This is a genomic window from Petrotoga mobilis SJ95, from assembly GCF_000018605.1.
In the GTDB taxonomy this organism is placed as follows: Bacteria; Thermotogota; Thermotogae; order Petrotogales; family Petrotogaceae; genus Petrotoga; species Petrotoga mobilis.
Genome location: NC_010003.1, coordinates 1,031,297 through 1,052,241, shown reverse-complemented (window position 1 = coordinate 1,052,241; position 20,945 = coordinate 1,031,297). Strand labels below are relative to the sequence as shown.

The window sequence follows — 20,945 nt, the reverse complement described above, 5'->3', positions numbered from 1 at the left end:
AATAATCAAAAATATGAAAAGTAGGTGAGAGAAGGTATGAAAAAAACGATTTTAACAACCATCGTTTTATTAGCTTCATTCTTAGTATTCGCTTTAAACGTTTCAACGTCGATATTACCCTATTACTATGTAAGTAAAGAAATAGTACAAGAAAAAGGTCAAGTGAACCTTGTTGTTCCTCCAGGCAAGAGTCCACATACATACTCGCCAACACCAAAGGAACTAGTGCCCTTGTACGAATCTGATATTTTAATTACAAACGGTTTAGCTTTAGAAATTTTTATCTCTAATCTAACCAAGAATCTGGAAAATCAGGGTGTGAAAATAATTGAAGTTTCCGATTTTATTCCACGTGAAGAACTTATAAGTATGAGCGGAATTGACGAAGATCATGAGCATGAAGATTTTGCATACAACCCGCACATTTGGTTAGATCCATATATTATGTATACTTACATCATTCCAGGTTTGGCAGAGGTTTTTGGAGAATTAGACCCTTTAAATAAAGATTACTACACTCAAAACGCTGAAAGATATATAAACAGATTGATTTTGCTTGATAAATACCTTGCTGAAAAAGCGAAGGTCATCGATGGGTCAATATTTACGCTTCATAACTCCTACGATTATCTCGCAAGAAGATACGATATAAAAATTGCTGGTGTAATTCAACTTTCTCCCGGGGTAGAACCAACTCCAAAGCAGTTAGTTGAATTAACGAACGTTGCTAAAGAGGAAAATGTTAAGGCTATTTTCAATGAACCTCAACTCAGTGATAAGGCTGTGAATGCTGTAGCTGAAAATTTGAATTTAAGTATAGGGGTTTTGGATCCTTTAGGAAGTGTTGAAAGAGTATTCGATTTAGAGTCTTTATACATATACAATTTGTTTGAAATTATACGGGTGGTGAATTATGGCTACTGATCCTTTAATATCCGTTAGAGATTTGAATTATTCAGCTGAAAACAACAATATACTGATCAATATATCTTTCGATATTTATAGAGGGGACTTTGTAGGGATAATTGGACCTAACGGAGCTGGAAAATCAACCTTAATAAAAACTCTAATCGGGGAAATACAAGATTATACGGGAGAAATAAAGATAAATGGAAAAATAGGATATGTTCCACAATCCGAGGAAAGGGAAAGAGATTTTCCGATCAAAGTATATGAAGTCGCTTTAATGGGTTTGTACAATGAAGTTGGACCATTTAAAAGGTTTAAAGAAGAACATTATGAAAAAGTAAGACAAACCCTCAGACTTTTACAAATTGATCATCTATACGACAGGCTGGTGGGGAAATTATCTGGAGGAGAGTACAGAAGATTGATGGTCGCTAGGGCTTTGGTTTCCGATCCCGATATATTAATATTGGACGAACCTGAAGCAAATATCGATAAAGAGGGACAAAATATACTTTATGGAACTCTTAGAGATCTCAAACATAATAGCAATATGAGTATAATTTTAATTAGTCACGATTTGAACATGATTTTCAAAGAAACAAACAAAATTATGTGCATGAACAAAACACTGCATTGCCATAAAAACACCGCTGATCTCGATATCAATGATTTACGAACTTTGTACTCCAAAGACTTTGAACTATTTATTCACATCAATGAAAAGATGAAGGTGGTTAGCAATAAAGATGATTGATATTCTAAGTTACCCTTTTATGAGATACGCCTTAATTGGTGCCATTCTTTCAGGTTTTGGCAGCGCGTTGTTATCAAATTTCATAGTCCTAAAAAAGATGGAGTTTATTGGAAACGGAGCGGCCCATGTGGCGTTTGGTGCTATCGCCTTTGCTCTTTTCTTTGGATTAAATATGAATCTTTTGTCTATAATAGTTGCCATTATATTTGCAATAACTATACATCAACTGGGGAAGAAAGAAAGAGTGCAAGAAAATAGCGTGATAGGTATGCTCTTATCGCTTTCTATGGCTATAGGTATAATTTTACTTTCATTCAAAAAAGGATACGTTCCCGAAATCGATAGTTTCTTATTTGGCGACGTATTAATGATAACTCAAGAAGATTTGATTTTATTGGGAATTTTTGACTTACTTATTCTTTTTATGGTTATTTTTTTAAACAAGGAGCTTAAATATTACTCGTTCAATCAAAGATTAAGTAAAATATTTGGGGTACCCGCAAACATAATAAACTTAGTGTTTTTAACGATCACATCTGTTACAATAGTTGTTTCCGTTAAAATAATAGGTATCATACTAATAACGGCTCTACTTATAACCCCTGGTGTTATAGCGAAGCTTTATGCAAAAAGTATAAACCAAATGCTGATAATATCCGTAATAGTTGGTGTTTTCTCATCTGTTTTGGGTATTTTTTTATCTTACTACTTAAACGTTCCATCAGGTCCAATGATAGTCCTGACAATGTTTCTAATATTTCTAATTGCATATCTTTTAAGAAAAACTGTTCTAAAGTCTTTTGCTCAATAGATACTTTTTGCTTTAAGTCACAAATTGCACTATAAATAAAATATTCTGCTCTTTTTAAGATACTACTGAGAGAGCAGAATATTTTTTCTTTTAACTAGTTAATATCTTATTTTAGACGTTTATCGATTGTTCCATCCGGTAGCATATTGTCTGGATGGTACCTCCCCGTTTCTTCCATTTGGTAGCGTACGCAACTTTTATAGTCACCATGACAATAATTTTCTATCCACTTTTTATCTAATTTACCCTCATCATAATATCTCTTCATTGGACAAACTAAATACCATTTGCAAGTCATAATAATATTCTCCTCGTTTTTTTGAGTTTCTTTTTTATCCCTTCTTTTGGAAAAGAACTAAATACTCATTTTGATTTGTTTTCTTCAAATGATTTTTGTATTAGACTCTTGGCATTTTGAAATCTCTCGAGACTATCGATTGTTAACTCAACATCTCCAACTCCCAAGTGTCCGATATTTGAAACATCGCGAACATATTCAGCTGGACTCTCTAAATCTGAATAATTCAATTTCAACCAAACACGAAGTCCACTTTTGTGAATATGAACACAACAAAAAATGTTATTACCATGTGTATATTTTATGTAGTGTTTAAGAGCTTCTCTTTGGACGTCCCTTGGATCAAGTTCTCTACAAAATTTATCAAATGTCTTAAATAATTCTACGACTTCTTGCGGTTTTCCATTTAGGTGATGCTCTTCATTATACTCTTTTACTTTAGATTCTGATGAAGGAACTGGCTTTTTAGTATGTTTATAAGTTGAAGGTATTTCTTTTTCCGATGGTTGGATCCAAAGCACCTTGAGGGCTTTCTTGATTTGAACTGGTTTAATGGAATCGTCCTCTAATGTTGAGCGTATAAGCTTAATTAATGTGTTTGGGGGGTCCATAAAAAGTTTATCTAAAGCTTTTCTTATCTTTCCTGTCGTAAAGATTTGTTCACCAATTTCATCAAGCAGACCTTTAGCCATTGAATCACGTGAAAAACGTGCAAATTGTTCTGCAACTTGCTGAATCGACATGCCTTCTGTTTCTTTTGGATCAAGAGAAATTTCAAAAAGTAGTTTGTTCGGGGCCTCTGCCTTTTCGGTACTATGATAAACCTTATAGTTAATACCGTTGGTAAGGATACACCATTCCACACCGGCATTGGCAGCGTAACCAACTACCTGTGTAATGGCTTTGACATCTGTAAGTGGATCATTTAACGCTTTCGCTTCGATGAATAAGACAGGCTTACGGTTTATTTTTGCAGCATAGTCAACAGACTTTCCATCAATACTGGGATACTCAAGTTCCACTTCATCCGGATCTTTAATATCCCACCCGAGAGCTTGAAGTAATGGGTCTACAAATATCGTGCGTGTTGGATATTCTTTAAGACCACCCTTTCGGTACTTATTCAGTTTCATACGAAGGTCTTCGATACATCTAATTAAGGTATTTATTTTTATAGAATCCATTTTTTCCATCTCCTCAAGTTTCTGGATAATTCTAATTTACTTTATTCCACGGTTTCTTTCAGCTTCTCTTAGCACTTCGCCGTTTTCATTTATGGCCTCGTAAGCTCCATTAATTACAGCGGATTTTATTTGTCCTTTGGCAACAGAGTTGCCTTGTAAACCTACTGCATCTAAAATCCCTTTTTTTACCGCTAAATAAAGAGTTTCAGGATCGGTTAAAGGATCCTCTTTTTGAGGAGAGAGACTTTTAATTTTTTCTATTATGACCATGGCTTCTTCTTTCAATAAATTTACCCTTGCTTTGATCTCGGGATCACTGGCAAAATCAGGTAATCCACGAGATGCTAAAGAGTTTGCCCTTTTTACCATCTTCACACTTTCTATTATTTCTTTTGAAGTCGCCCTTTTCATTGCTTCACAGTACGCCACCACATGGATTATATGTGGTTGTAAGTAAGATGAATAAAACATGGAAGAAACAAGTTGACCCATTGCGCTGTTTGGGTCGGCTGGAAAAGAAAGGAGTCCAGTTCTAACCATTCTGTAAGGTGTAAAGGTTTCATCCTTTAGGGTCTCTACCAATTCTAATTTGGCTAAAGACTTAGCTATATCCATCTTTGGAGATAACTTTGGAGGAGTGTTCATCATATATTGTTGAACATACCATCTTACCCCAAGTTTTTTGGCTACATAAGCAGCTAAATAAGTAGTTGCAACAGCTAAACTGTCGTGCGCGTACCTTAGTTCCCATTGGTGGGCGTCGTTAATTTCTACCGGTATGTTGTTCCTGGCGTTCCACTTTATTCCTTCCATATTTTCTTTTATCGCATCTAATAAGTTCCTTTCGGATCTTCTATCAAGTTCAGAATACCAAAAAATGGGTATCGCTGCCCATGCGTTGTTGACAGTTCTTTTTAACACTTGGGAAAATTCGACCATGTGGTTGGTTCCTGAGTAACATCTTACCAAAGGATAATTCCCTCTTCTACTTGCTTCATACATGGTAACAAAATCTTTTTCATTTCTAATAGGATCTCCTCCTGCCCCGTCTTGGTTGGGGTCCATCTTTTCTTGATCAAAAAAGTATTGTTGGCAGTTTTGATCCGGTGCCAAAGAGATGATATCCAAGAGTTCGGATTCTGCAAGTTTTTTGATTTCCTCTATGGTTTCCTCCATTGTTTGAAGTCCAATATGGTGTCTAATTAGCGGATATGGGGATTTAAATTCAATCCTTTCAGCTAAGGTTGATGGGAAATTTTCCTCTTCTTTATATTTGATTTGACCTCTTAAAAATAAAACCACATCTTCTTCTTCCTCTGAACCATCAAAGATCTTTTTGAAGAAGTTGTATTTTCTTGCAACCTGTGAGGTTTCAATCGTTCCTCCGAAGATAAAATCAATTTTTTCATAGTTTTTTAATTTTTTAGCCTTTTCTATAAATTCTTTTATAAGATTTTCGAAGGCATCGGCTCCCAACCGGTAACTTATTGAAACTACATCAGGGGTTTCTTCATCTATCTTTTTAATAATTTTCTCGATCGGAACCGCTCCACCTAAGTAAATAACCTCATATCCTTCATTTCGTGCCAATTCCAAAAAGTTTAAAATACCTGCTGTATGTACATCACTTCCCATAGAAGCTCCAAGAATTTTTTTCATGATTCTCCCTCCTCAACAAGTCTTATTATATCTTCTATGCTCATTCCTTCTAAGCCCAAATCTTTTACCGTTCTACCTTCTTTCCAAAAATTTTTCCCCATCATTATATTGGCAAGATTTATAATAGAATCGATTACAGGGGTCTTCACACCATATTCTTCTCCAAAAGATGAGATAGGTACAAGACTCATTGGAAGATCTTCAAGAATATACCTGTTATCCAACGTTGGCGGTGCATATATGCCCCTATAACCAACATTGTTCCTAATAGCTTCGTATAGAGAGTTTCCTCTTACATCGTATGCATAGTTTAGCCAATCCTTTGCAGTCATAGGTTCCGCGTTAAAAAGCTCCATAACCTTACATCTTTCCTCATCTATCTTTTCCAAAACTTTTGCTACGGAAGGGGAGATCCCTTCGAAGTAGAATTCAAACTTTCCTGCCGTTGTTTCAACCCTTGCTGCGTTCAGTATTAACGTTGCCGGGTGAAAAACAACGCCAATATTGTTAAAACTAGTGTAAATTACATTCTTAACTATTTCAAACTCAGGTATTGCATTACACAATACTTCTTCTAATTCGGCATTTCTGGTGGCGGGTAGTGCAGAAACAGGAACGGCATTTTTTATTCTAAACACTTTAGCCACCCCTGGATTGGACATTCTTGAGGCAAAAATGAAAGTTTGGGCTTCAGCTACTATAACGTCTTTTTTCACGTTCTCTTCTTTCAATACATTGTTGAATTCTAAAGCACCACCTGTCCTGCCAGGGTTCAACACTATTATTTGACCATCTTCTAAATAAGGAGCCATCCTCTTTGCTATCTCTTTATGTGCGAAGGCAGGAACAACTACCATAATCAACTTTCTGCCCTTTATCGCTTCTTCCATATTTGTTGTGGCAAAAGATATATGATATTCACCTACTACTTGACCTTCTATTTTTATTGAATGTGAGTCTATGATGGGAGATATTCTTCTTTTTGATCTATTAAAGAGAGATACATCGAAGCCTTTCATGGCTAAATATCCAGCTAATGCCTGGCCTCCATTCCCCGCTCCAACTACCGCTATCTTAACCATGTAACCACCTCCATATTGTAATTCACTGTGTAGATATATATTATAGCAAGATAAATTGATTGTTGCAAAAATTACCTTTTCATTATATATTTTACATCATTTTTAGAAAATTATTTATGTTGTCTTTTAAAGCTCTAAAACTTGCTTAGCGCACTTCCTCTAGCACCCGCCCATGAGGAATTATAAGGGCTTAGCATGAATTTTAAGGGATTAATTGAAAATTAAAAGTTTACTTGACTTTACACTCTGATTGGAGTATGATACTCAATAAGGAGTATTAATTATGGGACGGAGGGATACAGATTGCAAACTTTATGGTTTTTTATAATCGTTGGATTCCTTGCCCAAGTCGTAGATGGGGCTTTGGGAATGGCTTATGGTACTATTTCAAATGCTTTATTGTTATCCGCTGGTGTACCTCCCGCTATCTCAAGTGCTTCAGTTCATTTTGCTGAGATTTTCACAACATCTATATCTGGATTTTCTCATCTAAAACTTGGTAACGTTGATAAGAGCCTTTTCAAAAAACTTTTAATACCTGGTATAGTAGGAGGAGTTTTGGGGGCTTATATCTTGACAAATATAGACGGAGACAAAATCAAACCGTTCATTGGTATCTATTTATTGATTATGGGGGTAAGAATATTGTACAAAGTTACCACCATGCATAAATATTCCGAAGAGAAAATTACGAGAAGGAGACATTATTCAATCTTAGGTCTTTTAGGAGGTTTTTTTGATGCCATTGGAGGTGGAGGATGGGGACCAATCGTCACATCAACGTTAGTTTCTGATGGAAAGAATCCGAGAAAGACTATAGGTTCAGTGAATGCTGCCGAGTTTTTTGTCACTATTTCTGAAGTTGTGACATTCTTTGCCTTGCTATCACAATTCAATTGGAGTGTTATTATTGGATTAATTATTGGAGGAAGTTTAGCTGCTCCAATCGCCGCTTTGATAACCAAGAAAATTCCTGCTAAAGTGTTGATGATTTCTCTCGGTTGTATTATTACTTTTCTAAGCGTTAGAATGATCGTATTTTAATTTTCATTCAGACAAATAATTATAGACTATTGAATTAAAGAAGTCCGTAATTTTGTTGATTTTTAACATTTTATTGCTACTTATAAAAATCCCATGGCTGGCGTGATTCGCATCATCAGGACCAATGTCGTTATCGTGTGTGTAAATGCTTTTATTGCCGATGCTACCTTGACACCTCCAAGATAGATCATCAAAGTAAACAATCAAATCGGGGGGAATATTATTTACCTTATTATAAATTTTTTGGGGTTCATAGACCTTTGTATCCATCGCATTGCCATCTTCATTCTTAATGTCTTTCAGCTCTTTTATAAGTTTAGTTTTGAAATTATCTAATTCATTTTTTTCAATTACTCCCAAAGGTTCCCTGCCTTTTATGTTAAAAAATAGCTTGCCATGGTAGCCACCATTTCCCCACACCTTGGTTTTACTCCAATCTATCTTTTTTTCTCTTATCACTTTGTTTATAGAAACAGGTTTTTTTGGATACTCTTTTAAAACCAAATAACCTTTCTTGAAGAGCCAATCGTTAATGGCTATGCCACCGTACATAGGTTTTATGCCGTGATCGGATACTATTATAACGTCGAAATCGCCTTTTATACCATTCAAAAATTCTCCTATCTTTTTATCTAAGTGAATATAATAATCTCTAATAGCTGAATTAAATTTGCTTTTTATATATTTAGGATGTTTTTTATCGTGCAAAGCCCAAAATCCGTGGTGAATTCTGTCTGTCCCCATTTCAACCATGACAAACAAATCCCAGGGTTTGTTTCTTGCTAAATAATTCGCAATTTTAAAATGATTATCCGTCATTTCGTAGATATCTTTTAACAATCTTTCTTTATCTTCGGTTCTGAAATCATTTACATCAAAAATGAAATGCCCTGTATTGGCTAGTAATTCATTTTTTAAATGTTTTGGATAGGTATAATTAGATTCAAAAGAGGGCGTTAAAAATCCGGTAATCATATGTCCTTTCAAAGGAGAAGGGGGGTAAGTCAACGGTACGCCTATCACGATGTTTTGCTTGCCTTTTTGTGTAAAAATATCCCACAATTTTTTATATTTCACGCTTTTGGAAGAAACCAACGAGAAAGAGTGATAATCATAATTTTGCCTATTTGTAAAGCCGTATATTCCAAGCTCACCAGGATCTTTACCTGTAAACATGCTCATCCAGGCTGGTACAGTTATTGGAGGAATAGTCGACTCTAATGCATTGTAAACTCCATTTTCCATAATTTTTTTTAAATTGGGTAAATCATCAAAAAACTCATCAAAGATTAAATTTGGTGAAGCACAATCTAATCCGATGATTACGATTTTTTTGTTCATTAAGACACTTCCTTTAAAGAAGCTATAGACAAATAATAACATAAAGATCTTTCAAAAAGAAAAACCTTTGATTAATCAAAAACGACGTGATATAATACAGTTAAAAGAATCATTTGGAGAGTGACTTTCATGTCTGATAAGGTGACCTTAAAAATACCAAAACCATTGTATGATAAACTTAAATCTATAATAGAAAATACTGGTTATTCAAGTGTTACAGAGTTTGTTGTGTTTGTGCTTAGAGATTTGGTATCTTCTGAGGAGATCCAGCAAACCAAAAAGAATAACAAATCAACTAACCAAATTGAAACATTGACTGAAGAGGAAATAAAGGCGATTAAAAAACGATTGAAGAATTTGGGATATTTAGATGAGTGATATCAACTATTCACTGCATCTATAATCAGAGCCTAGATGCATAGTTTCTAACATAATTTTCTAGTATCCCTATTTTCTCTATTTTAACTGCCACCTTATCTCCAACATTCATTGGTCCCACCCCTGAAGGTGTACCTGTGGCAATTACATCACCAGGATTCAAGGTCATTATTTTTGATATGAAACTTACGAGTTTTTCCATAGAAAAGATTAATTGGTTAGTATTTGAGTTTTGCTTGATTTGATCGTTGAGTAAAAGTTGAATATTTAGGTTACTTGGATCAATATCTGTTACAATTGTGGGACCAAAGGGCGCAAAAGTATCAAAGGATTTTGCTCGTGTCCATTGTCCATCTTTCTTCTGTAAATCCCTGGCGGTAACATCGTTAAAGCAAGTATATCCTAAGATATGTTCTTTTACTTGGTCTTCTTCTATGTCTTTGATTTTGTCTTTAATTACAACTGCCAGTTCTGCCTCATAATCTACTTGATTGCTCATTTTTGGGTATATAATACTTTCTTTTGGCCCAATCACAGCCGTTGACGGCTTTATGAAGAGAACCGGTTCTTCTGGAATTCTATCCTTCATTTCTGCCGCATGATCTCGATAGTTTAAGCCAACGCAAACGATCTTGCTAGGATTACAAGGAGCCTTTAACGTAACCTCAGTGAACGGATAGATATTATCGGTAACTGTGAATTCGTCAAAGATATCGCCGTTAATAACTTTTATAATGTTTTCTTCCAAAACGCCGTAACTTATTTTTCCATCTTTTTGAAATCTGACGAGTTTCATAATTTTACCTCCGTTTTTGTTTTTGATAACCGCCTTGAGAAATTCTAAAACCTTGTATATAGCGCCCCTTCACCAGATACTTCGTTGTGTTCTTTTATATATTTTTCAAGGGTTTTAATGTCTCTGTATTCATTATACATCCAATCTGAGTATTTTAAATCATCCGGAATAATTGATTTCATTTCTTCTAAATCGTCTTTTGTTGTCATGGGTGGGTATAGTGTGGTTCTTAAAATCAGATCACCTTTGAAATCTTTTAGTAGATTTAAGCTTTCTTTTAGTATAACACAATTTCCACCGATAGTTTTATACTTTTGGCAGCTGGTTTTTATGTCTATCGCTATCATATCTACAATATCTATAACCGTATTTAAAACTTTTGGATTGTGACCATTGGTATCAAGCTTTACTAAAAATCCCATATCTTTTATTTTAATGATAAAATCTCTTAAATCTTTTTGTAAAGTTGGTTCCCCTCCAGTGATGACAACCCCTTCTACAACTCCGACTCTTGATTTCAAATAAGAAAATATATTTTCTTCGTCAACCAATTTGCCTGTGAAAAAAACTAATTCAGGATTATGGCAATAGGGGCATCTTAGATTACAATAGGGACAAAATAGCACGGCAGCTATTTTGTCCGGGTAATCAATAAAGCTTACTTTTTGCATAGATGCGATTTTCATACTCTGTACTCAAGCCTTTCTTTGAATTCTTGTTGCTTTCCTTTATTCCAACTTTTCACAGGCCTGTAATATCCAACAACCCTTGAATAAACTTCGGTAGGTTTGCCACAAATGGGACATTCAAAATGTTCTCCTGCAATGTAACCATGGGTTTCGCAAATGGAAAAAGTTGGCGTTATAGTCATATATGGAACTGGGTATTGACTAAAAGCTTTTTTAATAAAAGTTTTTAAAGTACTTGCTTGGGGTTTTTCCTGCAAAAAGATATGTACTACTGTACCGGATGTGTATAAAGTTTGTAATGGTGCTTGATGCTCAAGTACTTCAAACGGGTCTTCAGTGATTCCAACTGGTAAAAATGTCGAATTTGTGTAGTACGGTTCATCGTCACCTGAAGTTATTATGTCAGGATAAAGTTGTTTGTCTTTTTTAGCTAACCGATAAGATGCTCCTTCTGCAGGTGTTGCTTCTAGGTTGTATAAATTTCCAGTTTCTTCTTGATAATCTTTCAAAACTGATCTCATATAATTCAAAACTTCTATTGCAAATTCTCTTCCTTCGTTGGTTTCAATACCTCTCCCCATGAAATTTAAAAGTGACTCATGCATTCCTATTATTCCTATGGTTGAAAAATGGTTGTTGAAATGGCCCAAATAAACTTTTGTATAGGGCATAAGATTTTTGGAAAGATTTTCTTCTATCACGTATCTTTTTATTTCTAAAGAAGTTTTAGCCAAATCCATCATTGATTTTAAGTTTTCAAAATATTCTTCTTTAGTTTTAGATATATATCCTATTCGAGGAAGATTGATTGTTACTACACCTATGGAACCTGTTTTGTCTGCTGAGCCAAAAAGGCCCCCACCTCTATTTTTTAATTCCCTTAGATCGAGTTGTAACCTGCAGCACATACTTCTTACATCGCCCGGGTTCAATGAACTTGAGATGAAGTTTTGGAAGTAGGGTAACCCATATTTGGCTGTAGCTTCCATCAATAAATCGACATTTTCACCTTCCCAATCGAACTCTTTGGTAATATTGTAAGTTGGGATGGGGAAAGAAAAAATTCTGCCATTTGCATCTCCTTCAAGCATAGTTTCTAAGAAGGCTTTGTTCACCATATTCATCTCTTTTTGATAATCTCCATATACTCCAATTTCCTTTCCGCCAACAATTGCAGGTTCGTTTTTTAGATCATCAGGAACTGTCCAATCAAGTGTAAAGTTTATAAAAGGTGGTTGCGATCCCCATCTAGAAGGTACGTTCATTGCGAAGACCATTTGTTGAATGAACTGTTTCACCTCATCATAACTTAATTTATCCGCTCTTACAAAGGGTGCGAGCAAAGTGTCTACAGAGTTAAAAGCCTGGGCACCTGCAAATTCCATTTGCATAACACCCAAAAAATTCACCATTTGTCCAGTTAAGGCGGAAAGGTGTTTGGCAGGCTTGGCATTGATTTTCCCTTCTACACCCCCAAAACCTTTCTTTATTAGATCCATAAGTGACCATCCGGCACAGTAAGCGACTATACCATGGGATAAGTCATGAATATGTAAAGCACCTGATGAATGAGCCTGTGATATTTCTGAAGGGTATATTTCGTTTAACACATAATTTGCTAAAGCGCTCCCAGCTAAGTGTAAGTACAAACCCGGATAAGAATAAGTAGTGTTTGAATTTTCGTTGGTTCGCCAGTCTTTCATTTCGATATATTCATTTATCGTTTTCCTTACATCAAAACTCATTTTTTCTGCATTTGAATAATTCTCTACACTGCGTTTTTTTTGTTCTTTAATTAAATTTTCTTTCCTTAATTCTCCTTCTTGGCGTTTATTTATAGTTACTGGTTTCAACAACAAACTGTCTTTGATAGAATCTAAATCCATATTTTTCAACCCCCTTATAGTTAAATGTCAAAATGTTTTACAAAAGACTCAATTTATTGTGTTATATTTTATATCATACCACTGTATATTGTATTTGTCAATGTTGTTTATCTTACAAAAAAATGGTATAATACAAAAAGTAATTTTACTTAGACTCATAAGAAATTTGGGGGGGCCACAGGGCGAAGGGGTACTAAAAGAGGCTTTAGAATTTTAGAGAGAGTAGAAGAGAAATTACTTGGGAGGGATTCTTATGAAAAATGATTTTTTAGGGAGAAGTTTAACGGTTATGAATGATTTAACGGTTGAAGAGCAGTTATTTCTTTACAACCAAACAAAAAGGCTAAAAGCAAAATGGGCAAATAAAGAAGATCTTACTGAGTTTCAAATAAAAAATCAAACAGGTATTTATATAGTATTCCTCGAATCAAGTACCAGAACCAAAGAATCCTTCATTAATGCTTCTAAATTCCACAAAAACGCTAAAATCAACATCTTCGAATCAGAACACTCCTCGTTTAATAAAAATGAAAGTTATATAGATACCTTCAATATGTTAACGGGCTATTCGGATTATTCTATATTCATTATCAGATCAAAACTGGAAGGTACTTGCAAGTTATTAGACGAAAAGGTATCAGAATTTGCTTCAAGGCATAACCTACCACATCCTTCTTTTATAAATGCCGGAGATGGTAAGCACGAGCATCCTACTCAAGAGATTTTAGATGAATTCACATTTTTAGAACAGATGGATTTCAACAACGAGTACATTCATATAGCCCTTATTGGGGATCTCCTTCATGGAAGAACGGTCCATTCCAAAGTGGAAGGTTTAAAAATATTTAAAAATGTTGAGGTTGATTTGATAGCGCCAGAAGAATTACAGATGCCAAAACACTATATAAGCAAAATGAAGCTAAAAGGGTACAACGTTAGAATCTTCTCTTCAATAGAAGAGTACCTAAAACAGAGTAAAAAAGCGAACATTTGGTATTTCACAAGGCTTCAATTAGAACGAATGGGTGAAGATATTCTAGAAAAAGAACATATTTTGAGAAAAAGTGTGACTTTTACAAAAGAATTTCTCCCCCTTATTTCCGAAAACGTAAAATTTTATCACCCCCTCCCTCGTCATAAAACTTACCCCACTATTCCAACCTTTTTAGACCCCTTACCGCTTAACGGCTGGGAAAAACAGGCAATAAACGGATATTGGACAAGGATAATCTTACTTTCTATGTTAGGTGGAGCTTTAACCGCCCCCTTTGATACCTCAAGAAAAAATCTTGAAATTAATGAAGAGGATTTCATCATACCCGCTCCGATAAAGGATGGTAAAAAAGGGTTGTTGAGTGAAGGAAAAAGAGGGATCAAGCCAATTGAAAATGGGACGGTAATAGATCACATAGCCAAAGGGCAAAAGTCGGAAAAGATATATGAGACTATCATGAAGATAAGGAAGATTTTGAAGTTTTATAATATTGATAGTGCAGACGGAATATTTAGATCAGCCGATGGTAGATTAAAGGGTTATATTAGTTTGCCCGACGTTCATCTATCAAAGAAAGAAATAAAAAAGCTTTCAGCTATATCTCCAAACACAACTGTGAATATTATTGAAGGTGGAAGAGTAAAAGAAAAATACAGAATTTCTTTACCGCCTATTATATACGGTTTCGAAGAGTTAAGGTGTAAAAATGAAAACTGTATAACCAACCCTCAAAACAACGAAAACGTACAGGTCTCTTTCATTAGAAATGAGGAGAATGAGTTAATATGTGAATATTGTGAAACCCCTCATACCTTTGAAGAAATATGGCGCTTTTAATAGTAAAAAATCTTTTTTTATCTTTGTTTTTAATCTTTTAATATTTTTGTGATAAAATTTAGTCGAAGGGTAAAGACTAAAGAAGGGGGATTTTTTTTGAGAAATATCGTTTTTGATTTGGGAAATGTCCTTTTTAAATTCGATCCTGATGAGATTTTAGATGGTCTTTTCAAAGATCCGCTTATAAAAAGGAAGTTAAAAGAGGCTGTTTTTAAAACAAGCATATGGAAAGAATTGGATAGGGGAACCTTGTCTTTTGAGGAAGCCAAAAAGATTTTCATCGAGAAAAATCCTGATTTAAAAGAAGAAATAGATATATTGCTCAAAGACTGGAAGAATTATCTTCATCCCATAACTGAAAACATAGAAATTCTACCTGAATTGAAAGAAAACAACAAACTTTTCATCTTATCTAATTTTCATAAAGAGGCCTTCAATTATATAAGAGGGAAATACTCTTTTTTCGATATCTTTGATGGAATGATTATTTCCTACAAAGAGAAGCTATTGAAACCTGAAAAGGAAATTTATCAACTTTTGCTTAATAGGTATAATTTGAAACCAGAAGAAACTTTTTTTGTGGATGATATTGTTGAGAACATAATGGCTGCCGAAGAAGTTGGAATTAAAGGTATATTATATACGGATCCTGAATCCTTGAGAGAATTGTTAAAAAGAATAGGTGCCTTATAATTGTGAAAGGAGGCAATGAAGTGGATAATGTTTTTGATAAACATTGTGTATTTATCACTTCAACCGGAAGGACAGGTACGAGATTTCTCGCAAAAAGTCTTTCAAAAATGGTTGAAGATTGTTATGCGGTCCATGAACCTGCAAATGTGTTTATTAAAGATCTAAAAAAATGGAGTGATGATATAAAAAGGTTCGGTTTTTATCAAATGACCGTGGGGCAGTTTTTACCTTCCAAATCCATGTGCAAGTTGAGTACTTACAGGAGAAGGGGAAAAATAACAGATGAAAAAACTAAAGAGTATATAAAAGGTTTGAGAAAACAAATTTTGGAGGAAACAAAAGAAAGCTTATACGTCGAATCAAGTAACCATCTTCACGGAGTTATAGATCTATTGGGAGATGTCTTTCCCAATAGTAAAGTCGTGTTTATTATAAGGGATCCAAGAACATGGATCCGTTCAGCCATAAGTTCTCCTGTTTATTTATTGTATAGTAAAGTTGATTTTTCATTTTTGGGAATGAGCATGAGAGCTTTCCATTTCAAAGATGATCCTTACTCGACGAAATGGAATAGTATGAGTAAATTTGAAAAGTTTGCCTGGTATTATAATAAACTGAATACCTTGGTATTGGAATCTATGAAAAATAAAAATAATTTCAAGTTATATCGCTACGAAGATTTGTTCCTTGGTGAGAAAAAAGAAGAAAATTTTATAGATTTATTAGAATTTTCTACAAAGTTTGATGATGGGTTCAGTAGAAAGTATACTTTTGAGCCTTCTTTCCTAAAGAAGAAAATAAACTCTGCGTCGGATGAGTATAAGATACCACATTGGAAAAATTGGGATAAAAAGAGGGCTCAGATACTTCAAAAACATTGTGGAAATTTGATGGATATGTTTGGTTATGGAAAGGAACCCGAGTGGTTAGAAAAGTTGAATTCAAATTATAAAGAAGAGTACGCATAATTTATAGGAGCGTTCAATGATTTCAGAAGATCTTAAACTCAGCTTGTACGCAGAAGGATGCGATATTAAGCAAAATGAATTTCTCAAATATTATACGAGTTTTAGAATAGGTGGACCTGTTCCATATATATTATTTCCAAAAACTCTAAATGCTTTTGTGAATGCTTTATCGCAATTAGTTAAAAGGGACATTCCTTTCAGAATTATAGGTCAAGGAACCAACCTCATCATAAGTGATGAGCCCTTAAAATTTGTGGTACTTTCCACGAAATACTTAAATAAAATGAATTTTGAAGAAAAAAATAATATGGATTTGATTGTAGAAGCGCAGAGCGGAGTTTCTTTATCTGCTCTTTCTTTTTTGCTTTCGGAAGATGGATACTCTGGACTTGAATTTGCGTGCGGCATTCCAGGAAGTGTAGGCGGAGGTGTTTACATGAACGCCGGGGCTTACGGGGGTGAAATGAAGGATGTTGTTTTGGAAACAACGGTATACGATTTAAGGGATGGAAAAGTAAAGACTTTAAATAAAGGTGATTTAGAGTTTGGTTATAGAACCAGCATTCTCCAGGAAGGTTCTTTCATTCTGTTATCCACTAAATTCTTACTAAAAAAAGATGAGCTTAAAAGGATCAAAAGTAAATTGATAGATTTTTCAACCCGCAGATGGGAGAAACAGCCTATCGATTTACCATCTGCGGGAAGCATATTCAAACGACCGAAACCAGATTTTTTTGTGGGAACTACGATAGAAAATTTAGGATTGAAAGGCTTTTCGATAGGCGAAGCTCAAATATCAACAAAACATGCAGGTTTTATAATCAACAAAGGTAACGCTACTTTCAAGGATGTGATTTCATTAATTGAGTATGTGAAACGTATTGTAAAAGACAAATACAATGTTGATCTACAGGTTGAACCAGAGATTTGGAAGTGAATTACGATTTTTTCCTTTTTTTCTTATTTTTTTTGTTAACTTTTATTTTGGCATGGGGATGTTCCCTTTTCAATTTTTCAAAATCATCTTCCGTATATGGGATAAAATCTACTTCAGTTCCGATTTTATCCGCTCTTACCACTTTGGCTTGTAACTTGTCTCCGATCCTATAAACGTTGCCGGTTCTTTCACCTTTCAACGTATTGTCACGTTCATCGTAGATATAATAATCATCGCTCAACTCTGATATATGTATCAATCCACTTATCATCTTTTGGGGGATTTCTACGAATAAGCCAAACCTTGTGACGCCTGTTATGTACACCCAAAAGACTTCTCCTATATGTCTTGAAATGTATTCAACTTTTTTCATATCTATTAGATCCCACTCGGCTTGGTCTGCGACTCTTTCCATTTCAGAAGAATTTTTAGCTATTTCAGGAAGCATTTCGGAATACTTCTTTATTTCTTTTTTTGAAAGGGTTCCTTTATATTTGATGAACTCTTTCAACAATCTATGAACCACTAAGTCAGGATATCTTCTTATTGGTGATGTGAAATGTGTATAGGATGATGAAGCAAGACCAAAATGCCCTACGTTTTCCTCGGAGTACAACGCCCTTTTCATAGATCTAACAAGCATCATCTGAATATTTTTACTTAAAGGATGGTTCTTTGTTTTTTCCAATATTTCCTGTAGGACCTTCGGATGAATATTTTGAGGAAATTTTACATTTATTCCCAACATGTCCAGATAATTTCGTAACTGAAGCAATACATCAGGATCCGGATTTTCGTGGATTCTATAGATAAAAGGCAAACCTTGAACATCAAAGTATGAAGCAACTGTTTCGTTGGCCAGGACCATGAACTCTTCAATCATTTTTTCTGATAGGCCTCTTTCCACAGGGATGATATCTTTTACATATCCCTTTTCATCGAATTCAAAGTGTACTTCATTGCTTTCTATGTCGATTATTGAACCTCTTTCTTTTCTCTTTTCAGAAAGTAATTCCATTAATTCTCTCATCATCTCAAGCTCTGGTTTTAAAAACTCTATCTCTTTTTTTACTTCTTCACTACAATTGTCAGATAGGAGTTCATTAACTTTTCTATAGGTCAACCTCTTGGCACTTCTTATTACTCCGTTGTATATTTTTGAGTTTACCAAGTTCCCATAAGGGTCAATTTCCATCAGGAGAGACATTGTCAATCTATCTTCACCTTCAACCAAAGAACATATCCAGTTGGATAACTCAAATGGAAGCATTGGAATAACCGTGTCGATTAAATAAACGCTTGTACCTCGTTTGTATGCTTCTCTATCAAGAGCACTGTTGCTTTTCACATAATGAGATACATCTGCTATATGCACCCCAAGTAAATAATTGCCGTTATCTAACTTTTTTATACCAACGGCATCATCAAAATCTTTTGCTGTATCACCATCGATAGTAAATATGGTTTCTTTTCTAAAATCTTTTCTGCCATTAATTTCATTTTCAGAAAGTTTTTTTGGAAGTTCTTTAGCCTCTTGTAACACCTTTGGAGGAAAATAACCAGGTTCAGGTAAACCATGTTTGAAGATCACTATTGGCAAATCAATGGAAGGGTCATCTTTGTCCCCAAGGACATCGACTATCTCGACCTCTGGCTTTTTCGTGGGAGATTGATATTTTGTTATTTTTGCTTTCACTATTTGACCATTTTTAGCCTTTCCTATACCTTCTGGGGCTACGTAAAAATCTGTATTTATTTTTGCATCAATGGGTATAACGAATCCAAAAATTCCTTTTCTTACGAACTCACCCACTACATATTTTAACTCTCTTTTTAATATTCTAACTACCCTACCTTCTTTTAAATCACGCCATTTCCCTATTATTTCAACCAAAACTAAATCTTTATGTAAACTGATTCCAGAATTTTCAACCTTTACAGCAATTTCGCTTCCATCAGAGCATTGAACAAAAGCCATATTTCCACTTTTGGTGAATTCGATAGTTCCGACAGCCATGTTTTCATCTAATTTTCTGTATTGGTTTTGTGAATCTTTAATTATTTTCCCTTCACTTAGGAGTTTATTTAGTATTTTTCTAATTTGAGCCTTTTCCGATTTTTCAAGTGCATTTAGGCTTTCATATAGTTCTTTTTGTATCGTAGGATTTTTGTCTATTATTTCTAATATTTGTTTTTCTAAGTTGTCTTCATTCATATTTTACCCCCTTTCAATGTAATTATACTTTTTAAAAAAGCTAAAACTTATTTCAGCACCCCTGTAACCCTTTTAAATCAAAATCTTGTTTCTAAACTTACTGATATCCTCTATCAGAGGTGTAAAAAGTTGCAAGTTTAGGATTGAAAGTTAGTTTTATGGTTCCAACGGGCCCGTTTCTTTGCTTACCTACAATAAGTTCTGCTTCATGTTCATCATTTAAAGTATCTTTTCCTGGCTCATCTTTTTTCCTTTTGTAATATGAATCTCTGTACAAAAACATAACGAGGTCGGCATCCTGCTCAATTGCTCCTGATTCTCTGAGATCACTTAATCGAGGCCTTTTATCTTCTCTTTGCTCAACTGCACGAGAAAGTTGAGATAAAGCAACGACAGTGATATTTAACTCTCTAGCGAGCAATTTCAAGGATCTTGATATCTCTGTTATTTCTTGTTGTCTGCTCTCATAACCTTTAGATCTAGAAGTCATCAATTGTAAGTAATCGATAAAGATTACTTCAATGCCGTATTCTCTTTTCATTCTCCGTGCTTTAGCCCTCAGGAGTCTAGGGGATAAATCTGGTTCGTCGTCAAAAATAAGCCTTGACTTTGATAATTCTCCTGCTTTTTGAACTAATTTTTCCCACTCTTCGTCAGAGATTTGTCCAGTTCTAACCTTGTGTAAGTCTACTTTTGCTTCAGAACATAAAATCCTGTTAGCTAACTGTTCTTTCGACATTTCCAAACTAAAGATTGCCACGGCAATATTTGCCTGTAAAGCCATGTTGGTTGCAATATTTGCGGCAAAAGAGGTTTTACCCATTGATGGTCTAGCGGCGATGATAATTAACTCAGATCTATGAAATCCTGAAGTCATCCTGTCCAAAGGTTTGAATCCAGTAGAAACCCCAGTAACAAGATTTCCCTCACCTTTTTGAGCCCTATTTTTCAATTCTTCTATCTGTTCAAAAACATCATGCATTACGTTGGATAAAAGATCATACGTTCTGGTGGCACGGGCTTCGGCTATAGAAAATATTCTCTTTTCGGCATACTCTAAAACTTCTTGGGCATCTCCAATATTTCTTACGGCATCAACTATCTCGGAAGATGCGTTTATTAAAGCTCTTAAAAGGGCTTTCTCTTTGACAATTTGGGTATAATACATCACATTAGCCGTTGTTGGAACAACCTGAGCTAAATAAATTATTGTATCTTCTCCACCGATTTTCTGTAAAAGGTTAGATTCTCTTAATTTTTCAATAACGGATACGGTATCAACAGGTTCCCCTTTGTCGAAAAGTTCTTCCATAACTTTAAATATTGTTTTATTATTTTCGTAGTAGAAGTCTTCCCATCTTACCTCTTCGATTACGTCAGGAAGTATGGAAGGGTCTAAAAAGATGCTACCTATGACCGACTCTTCAGCTTCTTTACTATTAGGAGGGGTAAAAGAAGTAAGTTCCATTT

Annotated in this window: 19 protein-coding genes; 9 read left to right on the top strand and 10 right to left on the bottom strand. The window is 34.7% G+C overall.

The window, feature by feature from the left end:
- The first annotated feature begins 36 nt into the window (after nucleotides 1-36).
- From PMOB_RS05120 to PMOB_RS05110, 3 genes are read left to right on the top strand one after another with little or no spacing between them, the layout of a single operon-like run.
- On the top strand, nucleotides 37-924 hold the full coding sequence (locus PMOB_RS05120; RefSeq protein ID WP_012208814.1) for a metal ABC transporter substrate-binding protein: 888 nt from the start codon (nucleotides 37-39) through the stop codon (nucleotides 922-924).
- Nucleotides 914-1,663, top strand: a complete 750-nt coding sequence (locus PMOB_RS05115) for a metal ABC transporter ATP-binding protein (protein ID WP_012208813.1) — start codon at nucleotides 914-916, stop codon at nucleotides 1,661-1,663. The genes PMOB_RS05120 and PMOB_RS05115 overlap by 11 nt, the downstream gene beginning before the upstream one ends.
- A complete protein-coding gene (locus PMOB_RS05110) occupies nucleotides 1,656-2,474 on the top strand; it encodes a metal ABC transporter permease (protein WP_012208812.1) in 819 nt (272 codons plus the stop codon). The genes PMOB_RS05115 and PMOB_RS05110 overlap by 8 nt, the downstream gene beginning before the upstream one ends.
- 106 nt (nucleotides 2,475-2,580) lie before the next feature.
- On the opposite strand, the gene PMOB_RS05105 is transcribed toward PMOB_RS05110, so the two are convergent.
- From PMOB_RS05105 to PMOB_RS05090, 4 genes are all read right to left on the bottom strand, one after another.
- On the bottom strand, nucleotides 2,581-2,772 hold the full coding sequence (locus tag PMOB_RS05105; RefSeq protein WP_041534071.1) for a hypothetical protein: 192 nt from the start codon (nucleotides 2,770-2,772) through the stop codon (nucleotides 2,581-2,583).
- A 65-nt stretch (nucleotides 2,773-2,837) separates the two neighbouring features.
- Nucleotides 2,838-3,956, bottom strand: a complete 1,119-nt coding sequence (locus PMOB_RS05100; RefSeq protein WP_012208811.1) for a type I restriction endonuclease — start codon at nucleotides 3,954-3,956, stop codon at nucleotides 2,838-2,840.
- 36 nt (nucleotides 3,957-3,992) lie between these two features.
- On the bottom strand, nucleotides 3,993-5,615 hold the full coding sequence (locus PMOB_RS05095; protein WP_012208810.1) for a cobalamin-dependent protein: 1,623 nt from the start codon (nucleotides 5,613-5,615) through the stop codon (nucleotides 3,993-3,995).
- Nucleotides 5,612-6,697 carry an NAD/NADP-dependent octopine/nopaline dehydrogenase family protein gene (locus PMOB_RS05090; protein ID WP_012208809.1) on the bottom strand — a complete coding sequence of 362 codons (1,086 nt, stop codon included), beginning with the start codon at nucleotides 6,695-6,697 and terminating at the stop codon, nucleotides 5,612-5,614. Before PMOB_RS05090 ends, PMOB_RS05095 begins: the two co-directional genes overlap by 4 nt.
- Before the next feature lie 303 nt (nucleotides 6,698-7,000).
- Between PMOB_RS05090 and PMOB_RS05085 the strand changes: the two genes are divergently transcribed.
- Nucleotides 7,001-7,741 carry a sulfite exporter TauE/SafE family protein gene (locus PMOB_RS05085; protein ID WP_012208808.1) on the top strand — a complete coding sequence of 247 codons (741 nt, stop codon included), beginning with the start codon at nucleotides 7,001-7,003 and terminating at the stop codon, nucleotides 7,739-7,741.
- A 3-nt stretch (nucleotides 7,742-7,744) separates the two neighbouring features.
- On the opposite strand, the gene PMOB_RS05080 is transcribed toward PMOB_RS05085, so the two are convergent.
- Nucleotides 7,745-9,082, bottom strand: coding sequence for an alkaline phosphatase family protein (locus tag PMOB_RS05080; protein WP_012208807.1), 1,338 nt, complete (start codon nucleotides 9,080-9,082; stop codon nucleotides 7,745-7,747).
- A 129-nt stretch (nucleotides 9,083-9,211) separates the two neighbouring features.
- Between PMOB_RS05080 and PMOB_RS05075 the strand changes: the two genes are divergently transcribed.
- Nucleotides 9,212-9,460, top strand: coding sequence for a DUF5320 domain-containing protein (locus PMOB_RS05075; protein ID WP_041534070.1), 249 nt, complete (start codon nucleotides 9,212-9,214; stop codon nucleotides 9,458-9,460).
- 25 nt (nucleotides 9,461-9,485) lie between these two features.
- Here the strand turns inward: PMOB_RS05075 and PMOB_RS05070 are convergent, their stop codons facing one another.
- The 3 genes from PMOB_RS05070 to PMOB_RS05060 are packed head-to-tail and all read right to left on the bottom strand — an operon-like array spanning nucleotide 9,486 to nucleotide 12,831.
- A complete protein-coding gene (locus PMOB_RS05070; protein ID WP_012208805.1) occupies nucleotides 9,486-10,256 on the bottom strand; it encodes a fumarylacetoacetate hydrolase family protein in 771 nt (256 codons plus the stop codon).
- Between the two features lie 44 nt (nucleotides 10,257-10,300).
- Nucleotides 10,301-10,942 carry an anaerobic ribonucleoside-triphosphate reductase activating protein gene (locus PMOB_RS05065; RefSeq protein ID WP_012208804.1) on the bottom strand — a complete coding sequence of 214 codons (642 nt, stop codon included), beginning with the start codon at nucleotides 10,940-10,942 and terminating at the stop codon, nucleotides 10,301-10,303.
- Nucleotides 10,939-12,831 (bottom strand): ribonucleoside triphosphate reductase, encoded by a 1,893-nt coding sequence (locus tag PMOB_RS05060; protein WP_012208803.1) that lies wholly within the window; start codon nucleotides 12,829-12,831, stop codon nucleotides 10,939-10,941. The genes PMOB_RS05065 and PMOB_RS05060 overlap by 4 nt, the downstream gene beginning before the upstream one ends.
- A 253-nt stretch (nucleotides 12,832-13,084) precedes the next feature.
- Between PMOB_RS05060 and PMOB_RS05055 the strand changes: the two genes are divergently transcribed.
- The 4 genes from PMOB_RS05055 to murB all read left to right on the top strand — a co-directional run bounded on the left by PMOB_RS05055 (nucleotide 13,085) and on the right by murB (nucleotide 17,260).
- Nucleotides 13,085-14,662, top strand: coding sequence for a bifunctional aspartate carbamoyltransferase catalytic subunit/aspartate carbamoyltransferase regulatory subunit (locus PMOB_RS05055; protein WP_012208802.1), 1,578 nt, complete (start codon nucleotides 13,085-13,087; stop codon nucleotides 14,660-14,662).
- Nucleotides 14,663-14,758: 96 nt separating this feature from the next.
- A complete protein-coding gene (locus PMOB_RS05050) occupies nucleotides 14,759-15,355 on the top strand; it encodes an HAD family hydrolase (RefSeq protein ID WP_012208801.1) in 597 nt (198 codons plus the stop codon).
- A 20-nt stretch (nucleotides 15,356-15,375) separates the two neighbouring features.
- Complete coding sequence (locus PMOB_RS05045) at nucleotides 15,376-16,323, top strand: sulfotransferase (protein WP_041534069.1); 948 nt, start codon at nucleotides 15,376-15,378, stop codon at nucleotides 16,321-16,323.
- 16 nt (nucleotides 16,324-16,339) lie between these two features.
- Nucleotides 16,340-17,260, top strand: coding sequence for a UDP-N-acetylmuramate dehydrogenase (murB, locus tag PMOB_RS05040; RefSeq protein ID WP_012208799.1), 921 nt, complete (start codon nucleotides 16,340-16,342; stop codon nucleotides 17,258-17,260).
- 1 nt (nucleotide 17,261) lies between these two features.
- Here murB and rnr read toward each other — a convergent pair whose 3' ends face one another.
- Together rnr and dnaB are read right to left on the bottom strand one after the other, a co-directional pair.
- A complete protein-coding gene (gene rnr, locus PMOB_RS05035) occupies nucleotides 17,262-19,475 on the bottom strand; it encodes a ribonuclease R (RefSeq protein WP_012208798.1) in 2,214 nt (737 codons plus the stop codon).
- A 97-nt stretch (nucleotides 19,476-19,572) separates the two neighbouring features.
- Nucleotides 19,573-20,943: a replicative DNA helicase gene (gene dnaB / locus PMOB_RS05030; RefSeq protein ID WP_012208797.1), complete on the bottom strand. Its 1,371-nt coding sequence runs from the start codon at nucleotides 20,941-20,943 to the stop codon at nucleotides 19,573-19,575.
- Nucleotides 20,944-20,945 lie beyond the last annotated feature (2 nt).